Annotated in this window: 14 protein-coding genes and 1 tRNA gene; 6 read left to right on the forward strand and 9 right to left on the reverse strand. The window is 66.2% G+C overall.

The window, feature by feature from the left end; genetic code table 11:
• Positions 1–10 precede the first annotated feature (10 nt).
• The 3 genes from U858_RS0115055 to U858_RS0115065 are packed head-to-tail and all read right to left on the reverse strand — an operon-like array spanning position 11 to position 7314.
• The gene (locus tag U858_RS0115055; RefSeq protein ID WP_025137980.1) at positions 11–3265 is read right to left on the reverse strand and encodes a hybrid sensor histidine kinase/response regulator; all 3255 of its coding nucleotides are present in this window, start codon (positions 3263–3265) and stop codon (positions 11–13) included.
• A 12-nt stretch (positions 3266–3277) separates the two neighbouring features.
• Positions 3278–4528, reverse strand: a complete 1251-nt coding sequence (locus U858_RS0115060; RefSeq protein WP_081821616.1) for an EAL domain-containing protein — start codon at positions 4526–4528, stop codon at positions 3278–3280.
• Positions 4525–7314: an ATP-binding protein gene (locus tag U858_RS0115065; RefSeq protein WP_051593587.1), complete on the reverse strand. Its 2790-nt coding sequence runs from the start codon at positions 7312–7314 to the stop codon at positions 4525–4527. The genes U858_RS0115060 and U858_RS0115065 overlap by 4 nt, the downstream gene beginning before the upstream one ends.
• Positions 7315–7777: 463 nt before the next feature.
• On the opposite strand from U858_RS0115065, the gene U858_RS0115070 reads away from it, so the two are divergent.
• The 6 genes from U858_RS0115070 to U858_RS0115095 all read left to right on the forward strand — a co-directional run bounded on the left by U858_RS0115070 (position 7778) and on the right by U858_RS0115095 (position 10621).
• On the forward strand, positions 7778–7999 hold the full coding sequence (locus U858_RS0115070) for a hypothetical protein (protein WP_025137983.1): 222 nt from the start codon (positions 7778–7780) through the stop codon (positions 7997–7999).
• Positions 7996–8391 carry a hypothetical protein gene (locus U858_RS35650; protein ID WP_157838805.1) on the forward strand — a complete coding sequence of 132 codons (396 nt, stop codon included), beginning with the start codon at positions 7996–7998 and terminating at the stop codon, positions 8389–8391. Before U858_RS0115070 ends, U858_RS35650 begins: the two co-directional genes overlap by 4 nt.
• A 200-nt stretch (positions 8392–8591) precedes the next feature.
• On the forward strand, positions 8592–8999 hold the full coding sequence (locus tag U858_RS0115080; RefSeq protein ID WP_157838806.1) for a hypothetical protein: 408 nt from the start codon (positions 8592–8594) through the stop codon (positions 8997–8999).
• A gap of 79 nt (positions 9000–9078) precedes the next feature.
• Positions 9079–9495, forward strand: a complete 417-nt coding sequence (locus tag U858_RS0115085) for a DUF5071 domain-containing protein (protein WP_025137985.1) — start codon at positions 9079–9081, stop codon at positions 9493–9495.
• 312 nt (positions 9496–9807) lie between these two features.
• The gene (locus tag U858_RS0115090; RefSeq protein WP_025137986.1) at positions 9808–10215 is read left to right on the forward strand and encodes a hypothetical protein; all 408 of its coding nucleotides are present in this window, start codon (positions 9808–9810) and stop codon (positions 10213–10215) included.
• 82 nt (positions 10216–10297) lie between these two features.
• Positions 10298–10621 (forward strand): hypothetical protein, encoded by a 324-nt coding sequence (locus tag U858_RS0115095; RefSeq protein WP_232786541.1) that lies wholly within the window; start codon positions 10298–10300, stop codon positions 10619–10621.
• Positions 10622–10709: 88 nt separating this feature from the next.
• Here U858_RS0115095 and U858_RS0115100 read toward each other — a convergent pair.
• The 6 genes from U858_RS0115100 to cysS form a co-directional block, all read right to left on the reverse strand.
• Positions 10710–10802 (reverse strand) — tRNA-Ser (locus U858_RS0115100).
• 88 nt (positions 10803–10890) lie between these two features.
• The gene (locus U858_RS0115105) at positions 10891–12156 is read right to left on the reverse strand and encodes an aspartate kinase (RefSeq protein WP_025137988.1); all 1266 of its coding nucleotides are present in this window, start codon (positions 12154–12156) and stop codon (positions 10891–10893) included.
• A 109-nt stretch (positions 12157–12265) separates the two neighbouring features.
• The gene (tilS, locus tag U858_RS0115110) at positions 12266–13339 is read right to left on the reverse strand and encodes a tRNA lysidine(34) synthetase TilS (protein WP_025137989.1); all 1074 of its coding nucleotides are present in this window, start codon (positions 13337–13339) and stop codon (positions 12266–12268) included.
• 142 nt (positions 13340–13481) lie between these two features.
• A complete protein-coding gene (locus tag U858_RS0115115) occupies positions 13482–14447 on the reverse strand; it encodes an acetyl-CoA carboxylase carboxyltransferase subunit alpha (RefSeq protein ID WP_025137990.1) in 966 nt (321 codons plus the stop codon).
• 36 nt (positions 14448–14483) lie between these two features.
• Positions 14484–15128 (reverse strand): DNA-3-methyladenine glycosylase, encoded by a 645-nt coding sequence (locus U858_RS0115120; protein ID WP_025137991.1) that lies wholly within the window; start codon positions 15126–15128, stop codon positions 14484–14486.
• A gap of 20 nt (positions 15129–15148) precedes the next feature.
• Complete coding sequence (gene cysS / locus U858_RS0115125; protein ID WP_025137992.1) at positions 15149–16603, reverse strand: cysteine--tRNA ligase; 1455 nt, start codon at positions 16601–16603, stop codon at positions 15149–15151.
• Between the last annotated feature and the right edge of the window lie 266 nt (positions 16604–16869).

Genomic DNA, 16869 nt, shown 5'->3' on the forward strand with positions numbered 1-16869 from the left:
CTGGCCGGGGTCATACCTCGGCCAACGCCTTGCCCAGCGCCGCCGTCAGGGTAGCCAGGCCCATGCGGGTAGCGTCATTCAGTCCACCCGCCGCCAGCTGGTCTTCGACATGCTGCGTCAGTAGCTGCAGATCGCGCGCCTGCACCGCCGCGAAGCCGCCCCGCATGCGGTGCAGCACTTTGCGCAGGTCCGACGCATCGCCCGCGGCCAGCGAGCGCTCGAGCCGGGCCAGGTCCTGGCCCATGGTCTGCAGGAAGACCTCGCGGTACTTCGCGGGTATCACCGGCACGGCCGGCGCCGTGGGCAAGGAAGCAGCCGGCGTCTGACTGCGGTCGGCCAGGCTTGCCTGGGCCGCGTCGGCCAGGCTTCGATAGACCCGCAACTGATGCCACAACAGGCTCAGCTTGATCGGCTTGACCAGCCAGTGGTTCATGCCCGCCGCCTTGCAGCGGGTCTCTTCGTCTTTCAGAGCATTGGCCGTCACGCCGATGATGGGCACCGCCGCATCCAGTGCGCGCAAGGCGCCCGCCAGCTCGTAGCCGTTCATGCGGGGCATGTTCACGTCGGTCAACACCACGTCAAAGGGCGCAATGTGCCACTGTGCCAGGGCCTCGGCGCCGTCGGGCGCCACCGTCACCTGGCAGCCCAGCTGCTCGAGCTGGTCGCGCATGGTGACCTGGTTGATCGGATTGTCTTCGGCGACCAGCACCCGCAGATTCAGCGGCGCATAGCGCACCACGGCCGCCTCGCGGGCGATGGCGGCGTCGCCGGCCGCGCACCGCGCCACCGCGAAGCCGATGCTGAACAGGTCGTGCCGGTCTGCCTGGTAAGGCGTTTCGGCCAAGGCATCCCCGCCCCCAGCCGACACCACCGGCCCGGGCCACGGCATGGCGGGCATCACGTCACCGGCGATATGCACGTCGACCAGCACGCCGTCGCGCGCATCGTCGCGAGGCGCGTCTGCTGGCGCCAGGCAGGCGGACGCACCCCAATGCGCCAGCCACAGGCAGATGTTTTCGCTCAGTTCCTTGCGTGAACTGCGCACATAGGCGAGAACGCCCGCCAGTTGCGGCGCAGGCGCCGGCCGCGCCTCGGCCACGTCCAGGTCGATGGCCAGCGAAAAGCTGCTGCCCAGGCCGAGTTCGCTGGTGACCTGGATGCTGCTGTCCATCAGTTCGGCCAGGCGGGCGCAGATCGACAAGCCGATGCCGGCGCCGCGCACCAGATGCGAGCCGCTGTCGATCTGGTAGAACGGCTCGAACAGGCGGACCTGGTTTTCCGCGCTGATGCCCACGCCGCTATCGACCACCTGCATGTGCAGCCGCACCCGGCCGCCCGGCAGGTCTTCGGCCCGCAGCCGCGTCACCACATGGCCCGAATCGGTAAACTTGATCGCGTTGTTGACCAGGTTGTTCAGGATCTGCCTGACGCGCCCGCCGTCGCCCATGACACTGGCCGGCACCGCCGTATCGACGCAGCTATAGATCACCAGGCCCTTCTGCTCGGCCATGCCAGCGTACGAGGCCACGCAGGCCTGCACCAGCTCGCGCGGATCGAAACGGTCCATTTCCAGGGCCAGCTGGCCCGATTCGATCTTGGTGATGTCCAGGATGTCGCTGATCAACTGCTGCAGGATCACCGACGAATCCTGGATGCGGTCCACGTGGCGGCGCTGCGCGTCGTCCAGTTGCGTCAGGGACAGCACTTCCAGCGTGCCCAGCACGCCGTACAGCGGCGTGCGGATTTCATGGCTCATCGTGGCCAGGAAGGTCGACTTGGCCTCGTTGGCACGGTCGGCCTGCTGCTTGGCCTGCGCCAGGGTGTGTTCCATTTCGGCGCGGGCGCTGATATCGGCAAACGCGCACAGCACGACGTCCTGCTTCTTGTAGCGGGTGGGCGCGAAGGCCACGAACAGCGGCCTTTCTTCATGCGTGCGAAAGGTTTCGATCGTGCCCGGCCCTGTGGCGCCCAGCACCTGGCGCAACAGCTTGTCGGCGTCCGGCGAATCGTGCAGCTGTTCGCCCACGCCGATGCCCAGCCATTGCGCCGCCAGCGCATTGCCGAACACCACCCGCCCCTCGGGACGCGACAGCACGCACAACGCGACGGGGGCCGTATCCAGCACGGTGCGGCTGAATTCCTCGCTTTCGACCATGTCCAGGTGCGCCAGCTCGGCGGGCTGGATCACGCGCCGGTTGTACCAGAACAGATAGCCGGCGCCCGCGGCCAGGCCCACGCCGAACATGAGCAGCACCGCCACCGGCAGCCACATGTTGGCCCGAAAGAAGCCGCCATAGCCCACGCGGTAGTAGGCGGTCCAGGTCACGGTGCGGTCTGCGATACGCAGGATCAGGCCTTGCGACGTGAAATGGAACCCGGCTTTCGCCACGGGCGGCGGCGGGCCGTCGCCGATCAGCACCGTGCCGTCCTGGTGCTGCAGCCAGAACTGGTCGTACAGGGGCACATTCAACACCTGCTCGGCCACGCTGACGCGGCTGCGATTGAGCAAGGACACGGCATAGACGTTGCGCCGCTGGGTCACCGTGCCGTCCCTGGCATTGAGCGGCAGCATCACCGGCAGCATGGCGATCATCGTGTTGGGCAGGTCCGGGTCGCGCAGCCAGGTCACATTGGCGCCGTCGCCAATGGCGCGATCGTCCGGATCGGTGCCGCCGGATGCCGCCTGCACCGCATCCACCACCGACAGGAAGGTCGCCCGCGTCAGCGGCTCGTAGCCGGAGACGGCCGAGATCGCCGGCACGCTCAGGCTCAGTTGCTGGCCCGGCGAAATGACGAACAGCGGCGCCGCCGGATACACCGACGCCGCCCAGCGGGTGGAATAGAAATCCGACATGTAGCCGCCGATGCCGGTGAACACGCCCTTGACCACCGGACAGGCATCCGGGCTTTGGCACAGCAGCGAAAAAGGCATGGCCGCAATCGCATGCTGGCCATCGAAGAATTCCCATGACGCCCGCTCGAAACCCGAGGTCTCGCTGACCGGGGTCGCGGACACGAGCCGGTGGCCATCCGGATTCTGGCCCTGTGCGTGCAGCCCCTGCAGAATGGTTTCATGGGCGCGGACATAGCCCGTCAGGATCGAGAAGTCGATCCGCAGCTTTTCCTCTTCCTGCTGCAGGATGCGCTGCCCGCCCCAATACAGCACGCCCCCCAGCACCAGCAGCAGCGGCAGCACGCCGAACAGCGCGATATTGAGCCGGCGCGACACGCGGATGACCTTGATGAGCGGCGTATCCAGTTTCATGGGCAGCCTTGCCTAATAGGGTATCGCCTGCGGCAGCCCCGGTGCGTGCGCCGCCTCGTGGCCGGGTTCATGGGCCAGCAGGACATTGAATGCCGCCAGGTCGACCGCCGCCGAGATCAGGAAGCCCTGCACGCAATCGCAGCCGATGCGGCGCAGGAATTGCAGGTCTTCGAGCGTTTCCACGCCTTCCGCCGTGACCTGCAGGCCCAGCTGTCGACCCAGTTGCACGGCCGACACCAACGCGGCCGCGCGGACCTCGTCGCCCGCGGCGCCATGGACAAAGGCGCGGTCTATCTTCAGCTCGGTGAATGGGGTCGAGATCAGGCTGTACATCGAACTATATCCCTTGCCGAAGTCGTCTTGCGACAGGCCGAACCCCTTCAACCGCAAGCGGCTGGCGCCCATATAGTAGTTGCCGGGCGTCACGGTCATGTCGTCCTCGAGAAGCTCGAATGTTACGTCTTCGGCCGGGATGCCGCTATGGGTGACCTGCTCGTACAGTTCGTCCGGCAACTGCGGCCGGTCCAGCAGGCTGACCGGCAGATTCACCGACACCGGAATGCGATGCCCAAGGCGACGCCAGCTGCGGCTGGCCGCCAGGCTGTCCTCGAGCATGCGCATCAGCAGTTCCAGGTCCAGCCCATAGTCACGCACGGTGCGCAGGAACGATCCGGGCATCATCAGCCCCAGCCCGCGGTGCTGCCAGCGCACCAGCGCCTCAGCCCCGACGATGGCGCCGGTGGCAAGCGATTTCTTAGGCTGGAACCAGGCCTGGATGCTGCCGTCGCGCAGCGCGGCCACCACGCTCTGGCGGTCGAGCAGGCTGCTGGCGTCGTCCTCATCGCCTGGCGGGGTGGGCGCCGCTTCAAGCGGGCGGTGGCGCAGGCGGTCTGCCAGGCCGGCGATCTGCTCGCGCGTCACGGGCTTGACGAACGCCCCCAGCATCGCAAAACCGTTTTCCTTGGCCATCAGGCCGATGCTGTTAACGATCCGGCGCGAGCACGCCGTGGCAATCGCCAGGATCGGCCGCAGGTTCAGGCGGGCCAGTTCGTGGATGAACTGGGCCCCGTCCATCCCGGGCATGCTCACGTCCATCACCACCAGGTGATAGCCCTCGTCGCGTATCCGCACCAGCGCGTCCGGCGCGCTCTCCAGCGTATCCACGCGGCCAAAGCCGGCGTCTTGCAGCAGGTCTTTCAACTGCATGCACTGCAAGGCATGATCGTCCAGGACCAGCACTTTGTAATCGGACAGCCTGTTCACTTCAATTCCTTTGCGATGCCATGCAAGGTTTGCGCCAATGCCATGAACGGCAGCGGCTTGGACAACACCTGGGTCATGCCCGCCGCCAGCGCACGCTGGGCGACTTCGGCCGCCGAACTCGACGTCAGGCCGATGAGGGGGCCGGCATAGCCACCGGCCCGCAACGACCGCGCCAATTCGAAGCCATTGACGATGGGCATGTTCAGATCGGTCAGCACCAGGTCAAAGCGCTCGGCGTCCCAGCGCCGCAGCGCCTCGCCGCCATCGGACGCCAGCGTGACCGTGCAGCCCAGGTGTTCCAGTTGTTCCTGCAGAATCAGCTGATTGATGGCGTTGTCTTCGGCCACCAGCACCCGCAGCCCCAAATGCCGCGGCCGGGCGCCATCCTGATCCTGCTCGCCGCTTTCCTCGCCATCCTGCGCCATCTGCACCGCGCGGCAGATGCTGGCCGGATTGAAGGCGCTGGCCAGGCCCAGGCGGCCCGTCGAGGCCAGGAACGCATCCTGACTCGCCCCCGGCGCCGACACGCGCACTCGCGGCTGGCGCCAGCGCGGCTGCGCTGCAGCGGGCGGCCAGGCCTGTACCAGCACGGCACCCGCCAGGTCGGCCGCATCCGCCTGCTTGCGGTAGGGCAGCGCGATCGCGCCGCAGGCATTCAGCCAGCTGCACACATTGGCCACCACCTCGGGCACCGCGCCATCCACATAGACCGCGCGTGGCTGCAGTACGACCGGCACGGCGGTCGGAGCATCGCCCGTCGCCGTCGGCAGCGTCAGGCAGAACGAAATGCTGGTGCCCAGCCCTTCCTCGCTGATCACCGACAAGGTGCCGCCCATCAGGTCCGACAGACGTCGGCATATCGTCAAGCCCAGGCCCGTGCCGGTGACATCGCCGTCCTGCCCTGCCGGCGCCCGGAAATACGGTTCGAACAGCCGTGCGCGATGGCTCTCGCGGATGCCCGGCCCGGTGTCGGCCACCTGAAAGCGCAGCCGCACGCGCCCCGGCCCGTCGGATTCGGCGCGGGCGCGCAGCACCACCCGGCCCGACTCGGTGAACTTGATGGCATTGCTGACCAGGTTGTTCAGGATCTGCAGGATGCGGATCGCGTCGCCCATCGTCGCCAGCGGCATGCCGACGTCGGTGATGGCGTACAGGTCCAGCCCCTTGGCTTGCGCCCGGGCCAGGTAATTGGCCACCACCTGCTCGGCCACGTCTGCCGGCGAGAACGCGCCGATCTCAAGCTCTTCCCGCCCCGCCTCGATGCGCGACAGATCCAGCGTGCCGTTGATGGTGCGCAGCAAGGTCGACGACGATTGCTGGATGGTCCGCAGGTATTGCTCCTGCTGGCCGGACAGCCCGGTCAGCGCCAGCAGTTCCAGCGTGCCCAGAATGCCGTACAGCGGCGTGCGGATCTCGTGGCTGATGGTGGCAAAGAACATGGCCTTGGACTCGCTGGCCTGGTCGGTGGCCAGCTTGGCGCTGCGCAGGGCGCGTTCCACCCCTTTCTGCGCCGTGATGTCGCTGATGCCGCACAGCACCACGTCTTCGGACTGGTACGTGGTGGCGGCAAACGTCAGGTAGGCGCTGCGGCCGTCGGCCAGCGCGTATTCCTTGCCGCCGGTCTCGGCGCCGGCCTGGCGCAGCGTGTCACGCCACTGGTCCTGCTCGCCCAGCCACTGACGTGCGGCGGCGTTGGACAGCAGCAAGGCCCCGTCCGCGCGCCGCAACAGGCACAGGCCCACGGGCGCCACTTCGACGATCTTCTGGTTCAGCGCCACGCTGTCCACCAAGGCCTCGTACTGACGCAAGGCGGGCCTGACCAGCCGGTTCCTGATATGGCGCACCGCCAGCAGCACGATGGCGATCAGCAGCGCTGCCACGCCGCCCGCCGTCCAGAACGAGCGCGCGCCGTCTTCCAGCAGATCGCTGATCGGCACGTAATAGGCCAGCCGCCAGCCCGCCTCGCCTACCGACTTCACCAGCACCAGCGTCTGCGGCCACCAACCGTCACCCTGCAACCGGAAGGCATCCTGCGACCGATGCGCGGCCGTCTCCTCCACGCCCGCCGGCAGGTTGCCGCTGTGCAACGCCATCACGCCATTGCCGTCGTACAACGCATAGCTGGCGCCGCCGCTGGCGCACTCTGCCTGGCCGACCACCGCGCCCAAGCCCCCGACCTCCAGCCCGACCCAGGTGCCCTCGACGCCGTCGATATCCACGGGCGTGTACAGGAACAGCCGGTTGGCCGGGTCCATCGGCGGGCGCAGCCAGACGATAGGCGTGCGGCCGTCCCGCCCGGGTGCGGTGGCGTGCTGGTGCAGCGCCTGCGCCAGCCATCGAAATATCTCGTCCGTCAGCAACGGCCCGTCGTGCGACGCCTCGTCCTGGGCCGACAGGTGCCTGGCCATCGGATCCGCCGGCGATACGTACACGACGTGCGCCTGCAAACGCGCCACGTCCGCGCGGTCGCGCGGCGTCAGGATCAGCGCCCATTCATAGCCGCCATTCGTCTCGATGAGCGGGTCGACGCTGATCTGCCCCGTCTCGCCAAACGTGCGCGGCGTGCGCGACACCGGCATGCGATCGGTATTGCGCACCGCCGATGCCGCCACGGACCGCAGCAGCGCTTCGCGCTGGTCGAAATACAGCTGCGCGTTGTACGCGCCGGCATTCATGCGGCGGCGGTATTTCGAGACTTCCCCCGTGAACGACCAATAGGCGTACAGCGCCGTTCCCACCAGAATGCAGGCCGTCAGGGCGACGGCGAACAGGTGAAGAAGAAGCATGGGCAAACCCGGGGCCGCCGCCGTCAATGCTTCCCGCATGCGGGGCTTTACGATCATGAATCGATCATAAAATTCGGCGTTGGCGGCAGGGTTGAGAATATTCTCAAAGGCGGTGCGTCCTGCCAGGCTTGCTACCGAAAGGACTGCGTGAACCCGCAAGGTTTCATCGTCCTACTTGTGGCAACCTGACGCACCAAGAGTCGATCGCGACGATACACTTTTCGCACCGACTCCCGAACAGGCCCGCATCTTGCTCCGTCCCCCGCTTCGTACGATTCACACGCTCGACACCACGCCCCAACGGGTCACGCCAAGCGCACTCCCTACCCGCCTTTCGGCGTACCTGCCCGCCACTCACGAAGTCGCGGCAGAAAACACCGGTGCCCAGGCGCGTAGGTCTGCTTTCCAAGCAGCCCGCAAAATTGGGGTCCCGGATGCACTCGTTCGCGAGCAACTCAATCTGATGGACGGCATCCGCCGGGCACGCGGCCTTCCCCGGCCCACCCTCAGCTATCACGCCACCGATGTGCCCGACATTTTCATCGGCATGGCACTCGAAGCGCGCGTTCCCGTCGATGCCGCAACCGCTTTCGCGACGAACGTCGAACTCGCTGCCCAAATGCATCGGCAAGGCATCGATCCCCATCCTCGTTTCGCGGTGCTGTTCAGCAGGTCCGAAGCATGAGTTGCTCACCCCGGCAACTGCTCGCAGCGGCTACGTCTATCGGTATCAAGGGCAATACGGAAGCGCTACATCGCGCCACGGCGAGCCGCGCGTACTATGCCGCCTATCACGCAGCAAAGGCCTACCACGATCGTCTGGCCTCGCCGGGCAGTGTCGCGTATGCGAAGGGGGGCATGCACGAAGTGCTGCATACCCAATTGCGCTATCCCACTGTCGCCGATGCAAAAGCAAAAGCCGAAAGCCGCGCTTTAGGAAATCTCTTGATGGCGGTTTACGCCCTGCGTGTCAACGCGGACTACAAGCCAGAGCAGGATTTCTTGGCCACGGCTGGCTTGGCTGCTCTTGAAAAGGCCAGCACCATCATTGAAGCGATCAATCAAGTGCACGCATAGTCTCGCATCGGTAAGCCCCCACTCAAGCCCCATCGCAAGCCATGCAGGACCCACGCCGCGCGTAGTCCAACCTCCAGTACCAGGCAAAATCTCAAACAAACCACTTTGGTCTGCAATCTACCAATTTGGTATATCATGCGCACCGTGCATCGCAGGGTGCACACGCTATCCCCCTGGACACACACTGGAGAATCCCCACCGTGAAGGCAACTCTTGCGCTGTTGGCGCTGCTACCGCTTACGGCCTGCGTCACCGATCAGTTGAACAGCGGCTTCGCCCGCCTGCGAGGCCAACCGGTCTCCCTGGCGATGGACAGCCTGGGCGTGCCCAGCAGCGAGCGCACCATTGCTGGCCGTCACGTCTATACCTGGACGAACACCGAACTCGTGTCGCGGTATCAGCCGACGACCAGCTACACCACCGGCAAAGTCCCCGCCAAGTCCGGCGACGCGCGCTACTCCGGCTCCACCATCGGCGGCACCACCGTGCAGACCAGCGCCACCTGCAAGATCGACGCCGAAGTCGACGAGCAGCAACGCATCCGCAACATCTCGTACGATGGCACGATCGACGCCTGTGCCAAGTATGCGCAAGCGTTGAACCGCTGACGCCTTGACCGACTGATCCGATCCCGGCCCGCCCATGCCGTCGCCAACGCGCCGGGCCCGGGCACTCAAGGAGCCCCTCTTGCCTGCCGACGCAGACTCCTCCCGCAATCCCGCCAACGCGGTACCCACCGACAAACACGACCTGCTCGGCGCAGAGGTCATCGTGGCGTCGGGCTATCCCGCCGTGCGCGCGCAATTGCCCGCCCTGCTCGTCTGGATGCAGGACATCAACTGGCCCGTCGCCCGCGTGCTGGCGCCCTTTCTGGCCGGCATCGGCGCGCCGCTGGCCGACCACGTGCGTACGATCCTCGCGTCCGATGACCCCATCTGGACCTACAACGTCCTGGCCTATCTGGTCAGCGCATCCGCCCCCCTCGCCGTGGCGGTGGAACCGCAGTTGACGCGCCTGGCGGCGCAGCCCAGCCAGGCAGAGCGCGACGAAGGCGTCGACGAACTGGCCCGCCAGATCCTGGCAACGCTGCACGCGCACCGCTAAGGGCACCGGGGCAAGCCCGCCCCGTCCGCCCACGAATGTAAAAGAAGTAAACGATTCGACGCGGCGCGGCGACGTCCTTGTCCGCCACGCACGACGTGCCGCAAGCACGTCGCCAGGCAGCGCCCTATGAAGCGCCCTCGCTTTTCCCGAACCTTGCCCGATGGGAACCCCGGCAAAGCCGATTTGCCGACAAAAAAGGGGTTCGAACAGGCTGTTGAATCCACGCCACACCCCCTCTCGCCAGGTTCACAAGCTGCTGGCATGATGCGGCGCGTAGGGAACCTGTCTGGCAACTGAACAAGGAAAACAAACGTGCGATTCAGCTTTTTCAAGGCCCTGCTGGCCGGCCTGATCGGCGCCGTGCTGAGCGGCTGCACCACCTGGGACGTGGCGATGATGCGCCACAAGGGCAAACCCGTGAACGACATCGTGGCCGAATGGGGCGTCCCCGATCGCGTCTACGCCAGCGACGACCTGCCGGTCGGCCAACTGGTCTACCAGTGGCAGACCTCCGGCGAAGTCTCGTGGGATGAAGCCGTCGGCACCTTCTACGTGCCTCCGCCCGGCGGCGTCAGCTACGGCTTCGGCAACAACACCGGCACCATCTATCAACGGCGCACGGGCGTGGCCAACTGCTACACCATGCTCCACGTCAACGAGCAAGGCATCGTCGTCGGCGGCGACCTCGTCAACCACGGCACGACATGCAAGATGTGGTGATGGCAACGCGCCGCGCGCCGCCCCTGCGGCCGCCAGCCCGCCCCACCTCGGACAACCCGCGAACCCATTCCCGATGACGACCATGAAAGCCACCTTCGCTCCCTTGCTCGCCCTGGCCTTGCTGGCCAGCCCCGCCTTCGCCGCCGAAAAGAAACCCACCGCCGGCGACATCTCGCGCGCCATCGCGTATGCCGACGTGATGCGTGCCTTTGCCTACGGCGAACAAGCCGAGAAGTACAAGGCACGCTACGACAAGATCGGCCCCAGCCAGGACGGCCTGGAAGCCATGACCAACGCCGCCAACCTGATGACCCTGGCCAACCAGGCCATGCGCGCCGCCTGCGCGCGTGAACCGCACTACGTCGAGAAAGGCATCGAGGCGTTTCGTTGCAGCAAGATCAAGTAGTCAGCTGACGGCAGCGCCAAACGAAAAAGCCCGCAGAACGAAAGTTCTGCGGGCTTTTATTCAGCTTGGCAAAGCCAGGCTGAGAATCTGGCGGAGATGGTGGGATTCGAACCCACGATGCAGTTTTTAGCCACATACTCCCTTAGCAGGGGAGCCCCTTCAGCCTCTCGGGCACATCTCCGAAGAGAACGAGATTCTAGCACGACTTTTTAACGGTTTTTCCCTGGCGGGGCCTGCCCGTGAAAAAAATCGTGCCGGAACTGCGATCCTCAGGCCTTGGTGGCGGGCGCCTGGTCCAGGCCGAAGGCCTTGTGCAGTGCGCGCACGCCCAATTCCATGTACTTGTCGTCGATGATGACCGAGGTCTTGATTTCGCTGGTGCTGATCATCTGGATGTTGATGCCTTCTTGCGAAAGCGTCTGGAACATCAGGCTGGCCACGCCGACGTGCGAGCGCATGCCGATGCCGACGATCGAGACCTTGGCGACCTTCTCGTCGGTGGACAGCTCGCGAGCGCCCACGGCGGGGATGACTTCGCGCTTGAGCAAGTCGACGGCGCGGGCGAACTCGTTGCGGTTCACGGTGAACGAGAAATCGGTCGTGCCGGCCACGGACTGGTTCTGCACGATCATGTCGACATCGATATTGGCGGCGGCAACCGGGCCCAGGATCGAGAAAGCGATGCCGGGCTTGTCGGGAACGCCCAGCAGGGTGATTTTGGCTTCGTCGCGGCTGAAGGCGATGCCGGAGACAACGGCGGCTTCCATTTTTTCGTCTTCCTCAAAAGTAATCAGCGTGCCCGAAACCATTTCCTGGTCGAGCGGGATGAGCGGGTCGGTCAAGGACGACAGGACCCGCGTCGGCACACGGTATTTGCCGGCGAATTCCACCGAGCGGATCTGCAGGACCTTGGAGCCCAGCGACGCCATTTCCAGCATTTCCTCGAAGGAAACGACGGCCATGCGGCGCGCTTCGGGCACCACCCGCGGATCGGTCGTGTAGACGCCATCCACATCGGTGTAGATCAGGCATTCGTCGGCCTTGAGCGCCGCCGCCACGGCCACGGCCGAGGTGTCGGAGCCGCCACGGCCCAGCGTCGTGATGTGGCCTTCCGGGTCCACGCCCTGGAAGCCCGTGACGATGACCACGCGGCCGGCGTCGAGGTCGGCGCGGATGCGGGCGTCGTCGATGGACGTGATGCGCGCTTTGGTGAACGACGAATCGGTGCGCACCGGCACTTGCCAGCCCGCGTAGCTGCGGGCGGCCACGCCTTCGGCTTGCAGCGCGATGGCCAACAGGCCGCTGCTGGCTTGTTCGCCGGTGGCGGCGATCATGTCGAGCTCGCGCGCGTCGGGCTGGGGCGTAATTTCGCGGGCCAGGCCGAGCAGGCGATTGGTTTCGCCTGCCATGGCCGACGGCACCACGACAACCTGGTGGCCGGCAGCGTGCCACTTTGCGACGCGTCGCGCCACGTTCCGGATGCGCTCTACCGAGCCCATCGAAGTACCGCCATATTTATGAACGATCAGGGACATCTCGTACTCTGGCTGGGAACCCGCCGCAAGTGTTGACGGGCAAAACCTCATATTCTATCGCGGCGGTAAAAATTTGCGCAGCACGTGGAATTTTCTTTCCATTCCACGGTCATTTTTCGCGGAATTTGTCGTCTTTCGCTGAATTTTCCGGCGCTGGGGCCGGGATCGGACGCGGTTCCGCCGACAGTTGGCCATCGTCCGGCCGCGCTTCCAGCCACACCCGCCCCCGGTGGCAGCGGATCACGTGCCCGGCCTGCTCCACCCGCAACTGGCGGTCGTGTCCCAGGCTGTGCAGTTCACGCAGTTGGCGCAATAGATCGCGCAGGCGTGCATCGGTGGGCATGCGGGCGCCGTTCTGCGCCAGCCAGTAGCGCAGCGCCTGGGCCTGGCGCGCGGGCGACAGTTTGCGCCAGGCGGCCAGCGAAAAGCTGGCGCCGTCCGGCCCGGGTTCCAGGCCGGCCAGGTCGTCGCGGGCGACTTCGTCCAGGATCTCGGCGGCTTCGGCCATGTGGCGGGCGTGGCGGGCGACGATGGCGCGCCAGCCGGGCCAGCGGCCATCCAGCGCGGGCGCCAGCAGTTCGCGCAAGGCGGCGCGGGTGTAGCGGGGATCGGCGTTGGTGGGGTCCTGTACAGGCCGCCAACCGGTGGCGTCGGCAAATTGCGCGGCGGCTTGCAGGATGGCGTCCCTGCCCTCGTCCAGCCAGGGGCGCAGGTAGGTCAGGCCATCGCGGCGGGTCAGCGGCGCCATGGCCGCCATGCCGGCCAGGCCCGTGCCGCGCAACAGGCGCAGCAGCACGGTTTCGGCCTGGTCGTTGCGGTGATGGGCCAGCAGCACCAGCGTCACGCCGTCGTCCTGGGCCAGACGGGCCAGGGCTGCGTAGCGGGCGTCGCGCGCAGCGGCCTCGAGGCCCTTGCCGGTGGCCTCGTCCACCTGGACCCGCGCCAGCCGCAGCGGCGCGCCCAGCAGATCGGCCAACCCCCGCACCTGCTGGCTCCAGCCATCGGCGGCCGCCTGCAGGCCGTGGTGCACATGGAACAGCAGCACCTCGACGCCCGCGGCGCGCGCCACGGCCGCCGCATGCACGGCCAGCATGGCCGAATCGGCGCCGCCGCTGACGGCTACGGCGATACGCCCCGGCGGTTGCGGCAGGGACTGCAAGGTGCGCCGCAAGGCGGCGGCCAGGTCAGGCGATACGGGATAGGGAAACGACTGCCCCGCGCTGGCCGCGTCAGACGGATCGGATGCGGCGGGGGGGCAGGTCATGGCGGACGGCGCGAAGAGAGCCTGGCCGCGGCGCCGGCACGAGCCGGCGCGCGGGGCGCCCTTAAGCGCGCACTTCCTGGAAGGCGCCGTAGGACAGCACGCGCTGGACGCGCTGTTCCACGAGTTGCTCGGGCGTCAGGCCCTGCAGTTGGCGCAGGGCATCGCCCAGCGCGCGGCGCAACAGGCGCGCCATGACGCGCGGGTCGCGGTGGGCGCCGCCCACCGGTTCGTTGATGACGCGGTCGACCAGGCCCAGGTCTTTCAGGCGCGGGGCGATGATGGCCAGCGCTTCGGCGGCCTCGGGGGCCTTGTCGGCGCTGCGCCACAGGATGGACGCGCAGCCTTCGGGCGAAATCACGGCGTAGGTGGCGTACTGCAGCATCAGCACGGCGTTGCCCACGGCAATGGCCAGGGCGCCGCCCGAGCCGCCTTCGCCGATGATCGTGACGATCACGGGGACCTTCAGTTCGGCCATGGCGTACAGGTTGTGGCCGATGGCTTCGGACTGGCCGCGTTCTTCGGCGCCGATGCCGGGATAGGCGCCGGGGGTATCCACGAAGGTGAACACGGGGATGCCGAATTTTTCGGCCAGGCGCATCAGGCGCAGGGCCTTGCGATAGCCTTCCGGACGCGGCATGCCGAAGTTGCGGGCGGCGCGTTCCTTGGTGTCGCGGCCTTTCTGGTGGCCGATCACCATGCAGGGCGTGCCGTTAAAGCGCGCCAGGCCGCCCACGATGGACTGGTCGTCGGCGTACATGCGGTCGCCGTGCAGTTCGTGGAAGTCGGTGAAGATTTCGCGCACGTAGTCCAGCGTGTAGGGACGCTGGGGGTGGCGGGCGACGAGCGCCGTCTGCCAAGGCGTGAGCTTGGCGTAGATTTCCTTGGCCAGTGACTGGCTCTTCTGCTGCAGACGCCCGATCTCGTCGGAGATGTCTACCGCCGAATCGGCCTGCACGTAGCGCAGCTGCTCGATCTTGTTTTCAAGCTCGGCGAGCGGCTGTTCAAATTCCAGAAATGTATTGCGCATGTAGTGTGGTTCCGTAGATGGGCGACCTGGTTTGCGTCAGTATTGGACCGGCGTCGGTTCCAGACTGCGCCACAGATACCAGGTAGCCACGGTACGCCAGGGTTGCCACGCCAACGAGACTTCGCGAGCCTCGAAGCGCGAGACAGGCTCGCCGCTGAAATAGTGTAGCGAGATTGCCTTGAGCAACCCAGGATCATCCAGCGGCAGAACATCAGGCCGCTGCAGATTGAAAATCAAAAACATCTCCGCCGTCCAGCGTCCGATGCCCCGGATGGCGGTCAATTCAGAAATAACGGCTTCGTCGTCCATGGCCGCCCATTTTTCAGGGTGGACCCGGCGTTCGCCGAAATGCACGGCCAGGTCCAGCACGTATTCGGCCTTGCGCTGCGACAGGCCGGCATTGCGCAGGCCTTCCAGGCCCACGCGCAGCACCGCCACGGGGGTGGGCCGCTTGCCGGCGGCTTCCAGGAACTTGTCCCAGACGGCGTCGGCCGCCTTGGCCGAGACCTGCTGGCCGATGATCGCCCGCGCCAGCGTCACGAAAGGCGTGCCGCGCGAGGTCAGCCAGACCTCGGGGTGCTGGGGGATGATCTTTTTCAGGATGCGGTCGCGCCGCATCAGGTGGGCGACGGCGGCCTCCCAATACTCAGGCTTGGGAATGTCGGTATCTACGATGGACATGTGGGGCGTTTCCTGGGGGTTCACGCCCGACGCCATTGCGTCAGGCCGCCCGGTTTGTCATCGAGTTCGATGCCGGCATCGCGCAGCTCGGCACGGATGCGATCCGCCTCTGCGAAGTTGCGGGCCGCCTTGGCGGCCGCGCGGGCGTCGATCAGGGTCTGGATGGCGTCGGCGTCCAGTTCGCTGCGTACGCCTTGTTCCATCGCGGCCGCCGAATAGCGGGTGGACGACTGGAAGTAGGCGGCCGGGTCCTGTTGCAGCAGGCCCAGCAGCGAGGCCAGCGCCTTCAGCTGGCCGGCGCTGCGCGCGCTCTTGCTGCGGTTGGCTTCGGACGCCAGTTCGAACAGGGCCGCGACCGCGCCGGAACTGTTGAAGTCGTCGTCCATGGCGGCCTTGAAGGCTTGCGCCTGGGGGTCGTTCCAGTCGATGCCCTGGTCGTCGGCCGGCACGTTCTGCAGCGCCTGGTACAGCCGGTCCAGCGCGTTCTGGGCGTCGACCAGGTTGTCCGGCGTGTAGTTCTGCGGGCTGCGGTAGTGGTTGCGCACGATGAAGAAACGCACCATTTCGGCTTCGCGCGGGTTGACCCGGTAATCGGCCTCGTCGGCCGCGGGGTCGCCCTGGGCGATGGTCTGGCGGATGGTGCGGAAATTGCCCAGCGACTTGGACATCTTGTCCGAATCGACCATCAGCGGGCCGCAATGCATCCAGATGTTGGCCAGCACGCCGCCGAAAGCGCCTTCGGTCTGGGCGATCTCGTTTTCGTGGTGCGGGAATTTCAGGTCGGGGCCGCCGCCGTGGATGTCCAGGGGCAGGCCCAGCAGCGATTTGCTCATGGCCGAGCATTCGATGTGCCAGCCCGGACGGCCCATGCCATAGGGCGATTCCCACTTGGTGTCGGCGGGTTCTTCGGCCTTGGCCGATTTCCACAGCACGAAATCAAGCGGGTCGCGCTTGGACGAACCCACTGCCACGCGTTCGCCGGCGCGCAGGTCGTCCAGCGTCTTGCCGGACAGCTTGCCGTAGCCTTCGAAACCGCGCACGGCGTAGTTCACGTCGCCGTCGTCGGCCTGGTAGGCCAGGCCCTTCCGTTCGAGCTTGCCGATGATGTCAAGCATCTCGCCCACGTATTGGGTGGCGCGCGGCTCGCGGTCGGGCGTGTCCACACCCAGCGCGCGCTCGTCGGCGTGCATGGCGGCGATGTAGAACTCGGTGACTTCACCGATGCGGCGGCCGGTTTCGACGGCGCGGCGGATGATCTTGTCGTCGATATCCGTGATGTTGCGCACGTAGTCGACGGCCAGGCCGCTGGCGCGCAGCCAGCGCTGCACCACGTCGAACGACACCAGCATGCGGGCATGGCCCAGGTGGCAGAAGTCGTACACGGTCATGCCACACACGTACATGCGCACCTGACCAGCCTGGGCCGGCTTGAACGGTTCTTTGGTACGCGATAACGTGTTGTAGATTTGCAGCATGGCGCTTTTGAGGTTGTCCAAATTTTTTCCGGGGCGGCTGCGGAAAACGTTGTGCCCGAAGGACGATACCTTCAGGGCTTGCCGCCGGTGGGTTGCCGACGTTGCCAGGATTGCCGCCCGCGGGGTTTAGGCCTCCCCAGCACACTTGTCGGCCTGTCCCGACACACTTGTCGGCCTGTCCCGACACACTTGTCGGCCTGTCCCGACACACATGTCGGCCAGCGTTTTGCCTCAATGTCGAGCCAAAAACTGAACCGAGGCTAAAA

It is taken from the genome of Achromobacter sp. DH1f, from assembly GCF_000633435.1.
GTDB classification, from domain to species: Bacteria; Pseudomonadota; Gammaproteobacteria; order Burkholderiales; family Burkholderiaceae_B; genus Achromobacter; species Achromobacter deleyi.

Bases quoted from the DNA above. Each gene is read 5' to 3' on its own strand.
- cysS (WP_025137992.1), bottom strand. From the start codon at position 16,603: ATGCTGCAAATCTACAACACGTTATCGCGTACCAAAGAACCGTTCAAG.
- U858_RS0115105 (WP_025137988.1), bottom strand. From the start codon at position 12,156: ATGTCCCTGATCGTTCATAAATATGGCGGTACTTCGATGGGCTCGGTA.
- U858_RS0115115 (WP_025137990.1), bottom strand. From the start codon at position 14,447: ATGCGCAATACATTTCTGGAATTTGAACAGCCGCTCGCCGAGCTTGAA.
- U858_RS35650 (WP_157838805.1), top strand. From the start codon at position 7,996: ATGAGTTGCTCACCCCGGCAACTGCTCGCAGCGGCTACGTCTATCGGT.
- U858_RS0115120 (WP_025137991.1), bottom strand. From the start codon at position 15,128: ATGTCCATCGTAGATACCGACATTCCCAAGCCTGAGTATTGGGAGGCC.
- U858_RS0115065 (WP_051593587.1), bottom strand. From the start codon at position 7,314: ATGCTTCTTCTTCACCTGTTCGCCGTCGCCCTGACGGCCTGCATTCTG.
- U858_RS0115095 (WP_232786541.1), top strand. From the start codon at position 10,298: ATGAAAGCCACCTTCGCTCCCTTGCTCGCCCTGGCCTTGCTGGCCAGC.
- U858_RS0115055 (WP_025137980.1), bottom strand. From the start codon at position 3,265: ATGAAACTGGATACGCCGCTCATCAAGGTCATCCGCGTGTCGCGCCGG.
- U858_RS0115070 (WP_025137983.1), top strand. From the start codon at position 7,778: ATGGACGGCATCCGCCGGGCACGCGGCCTTCCCCGGCCCACCCTCAGC.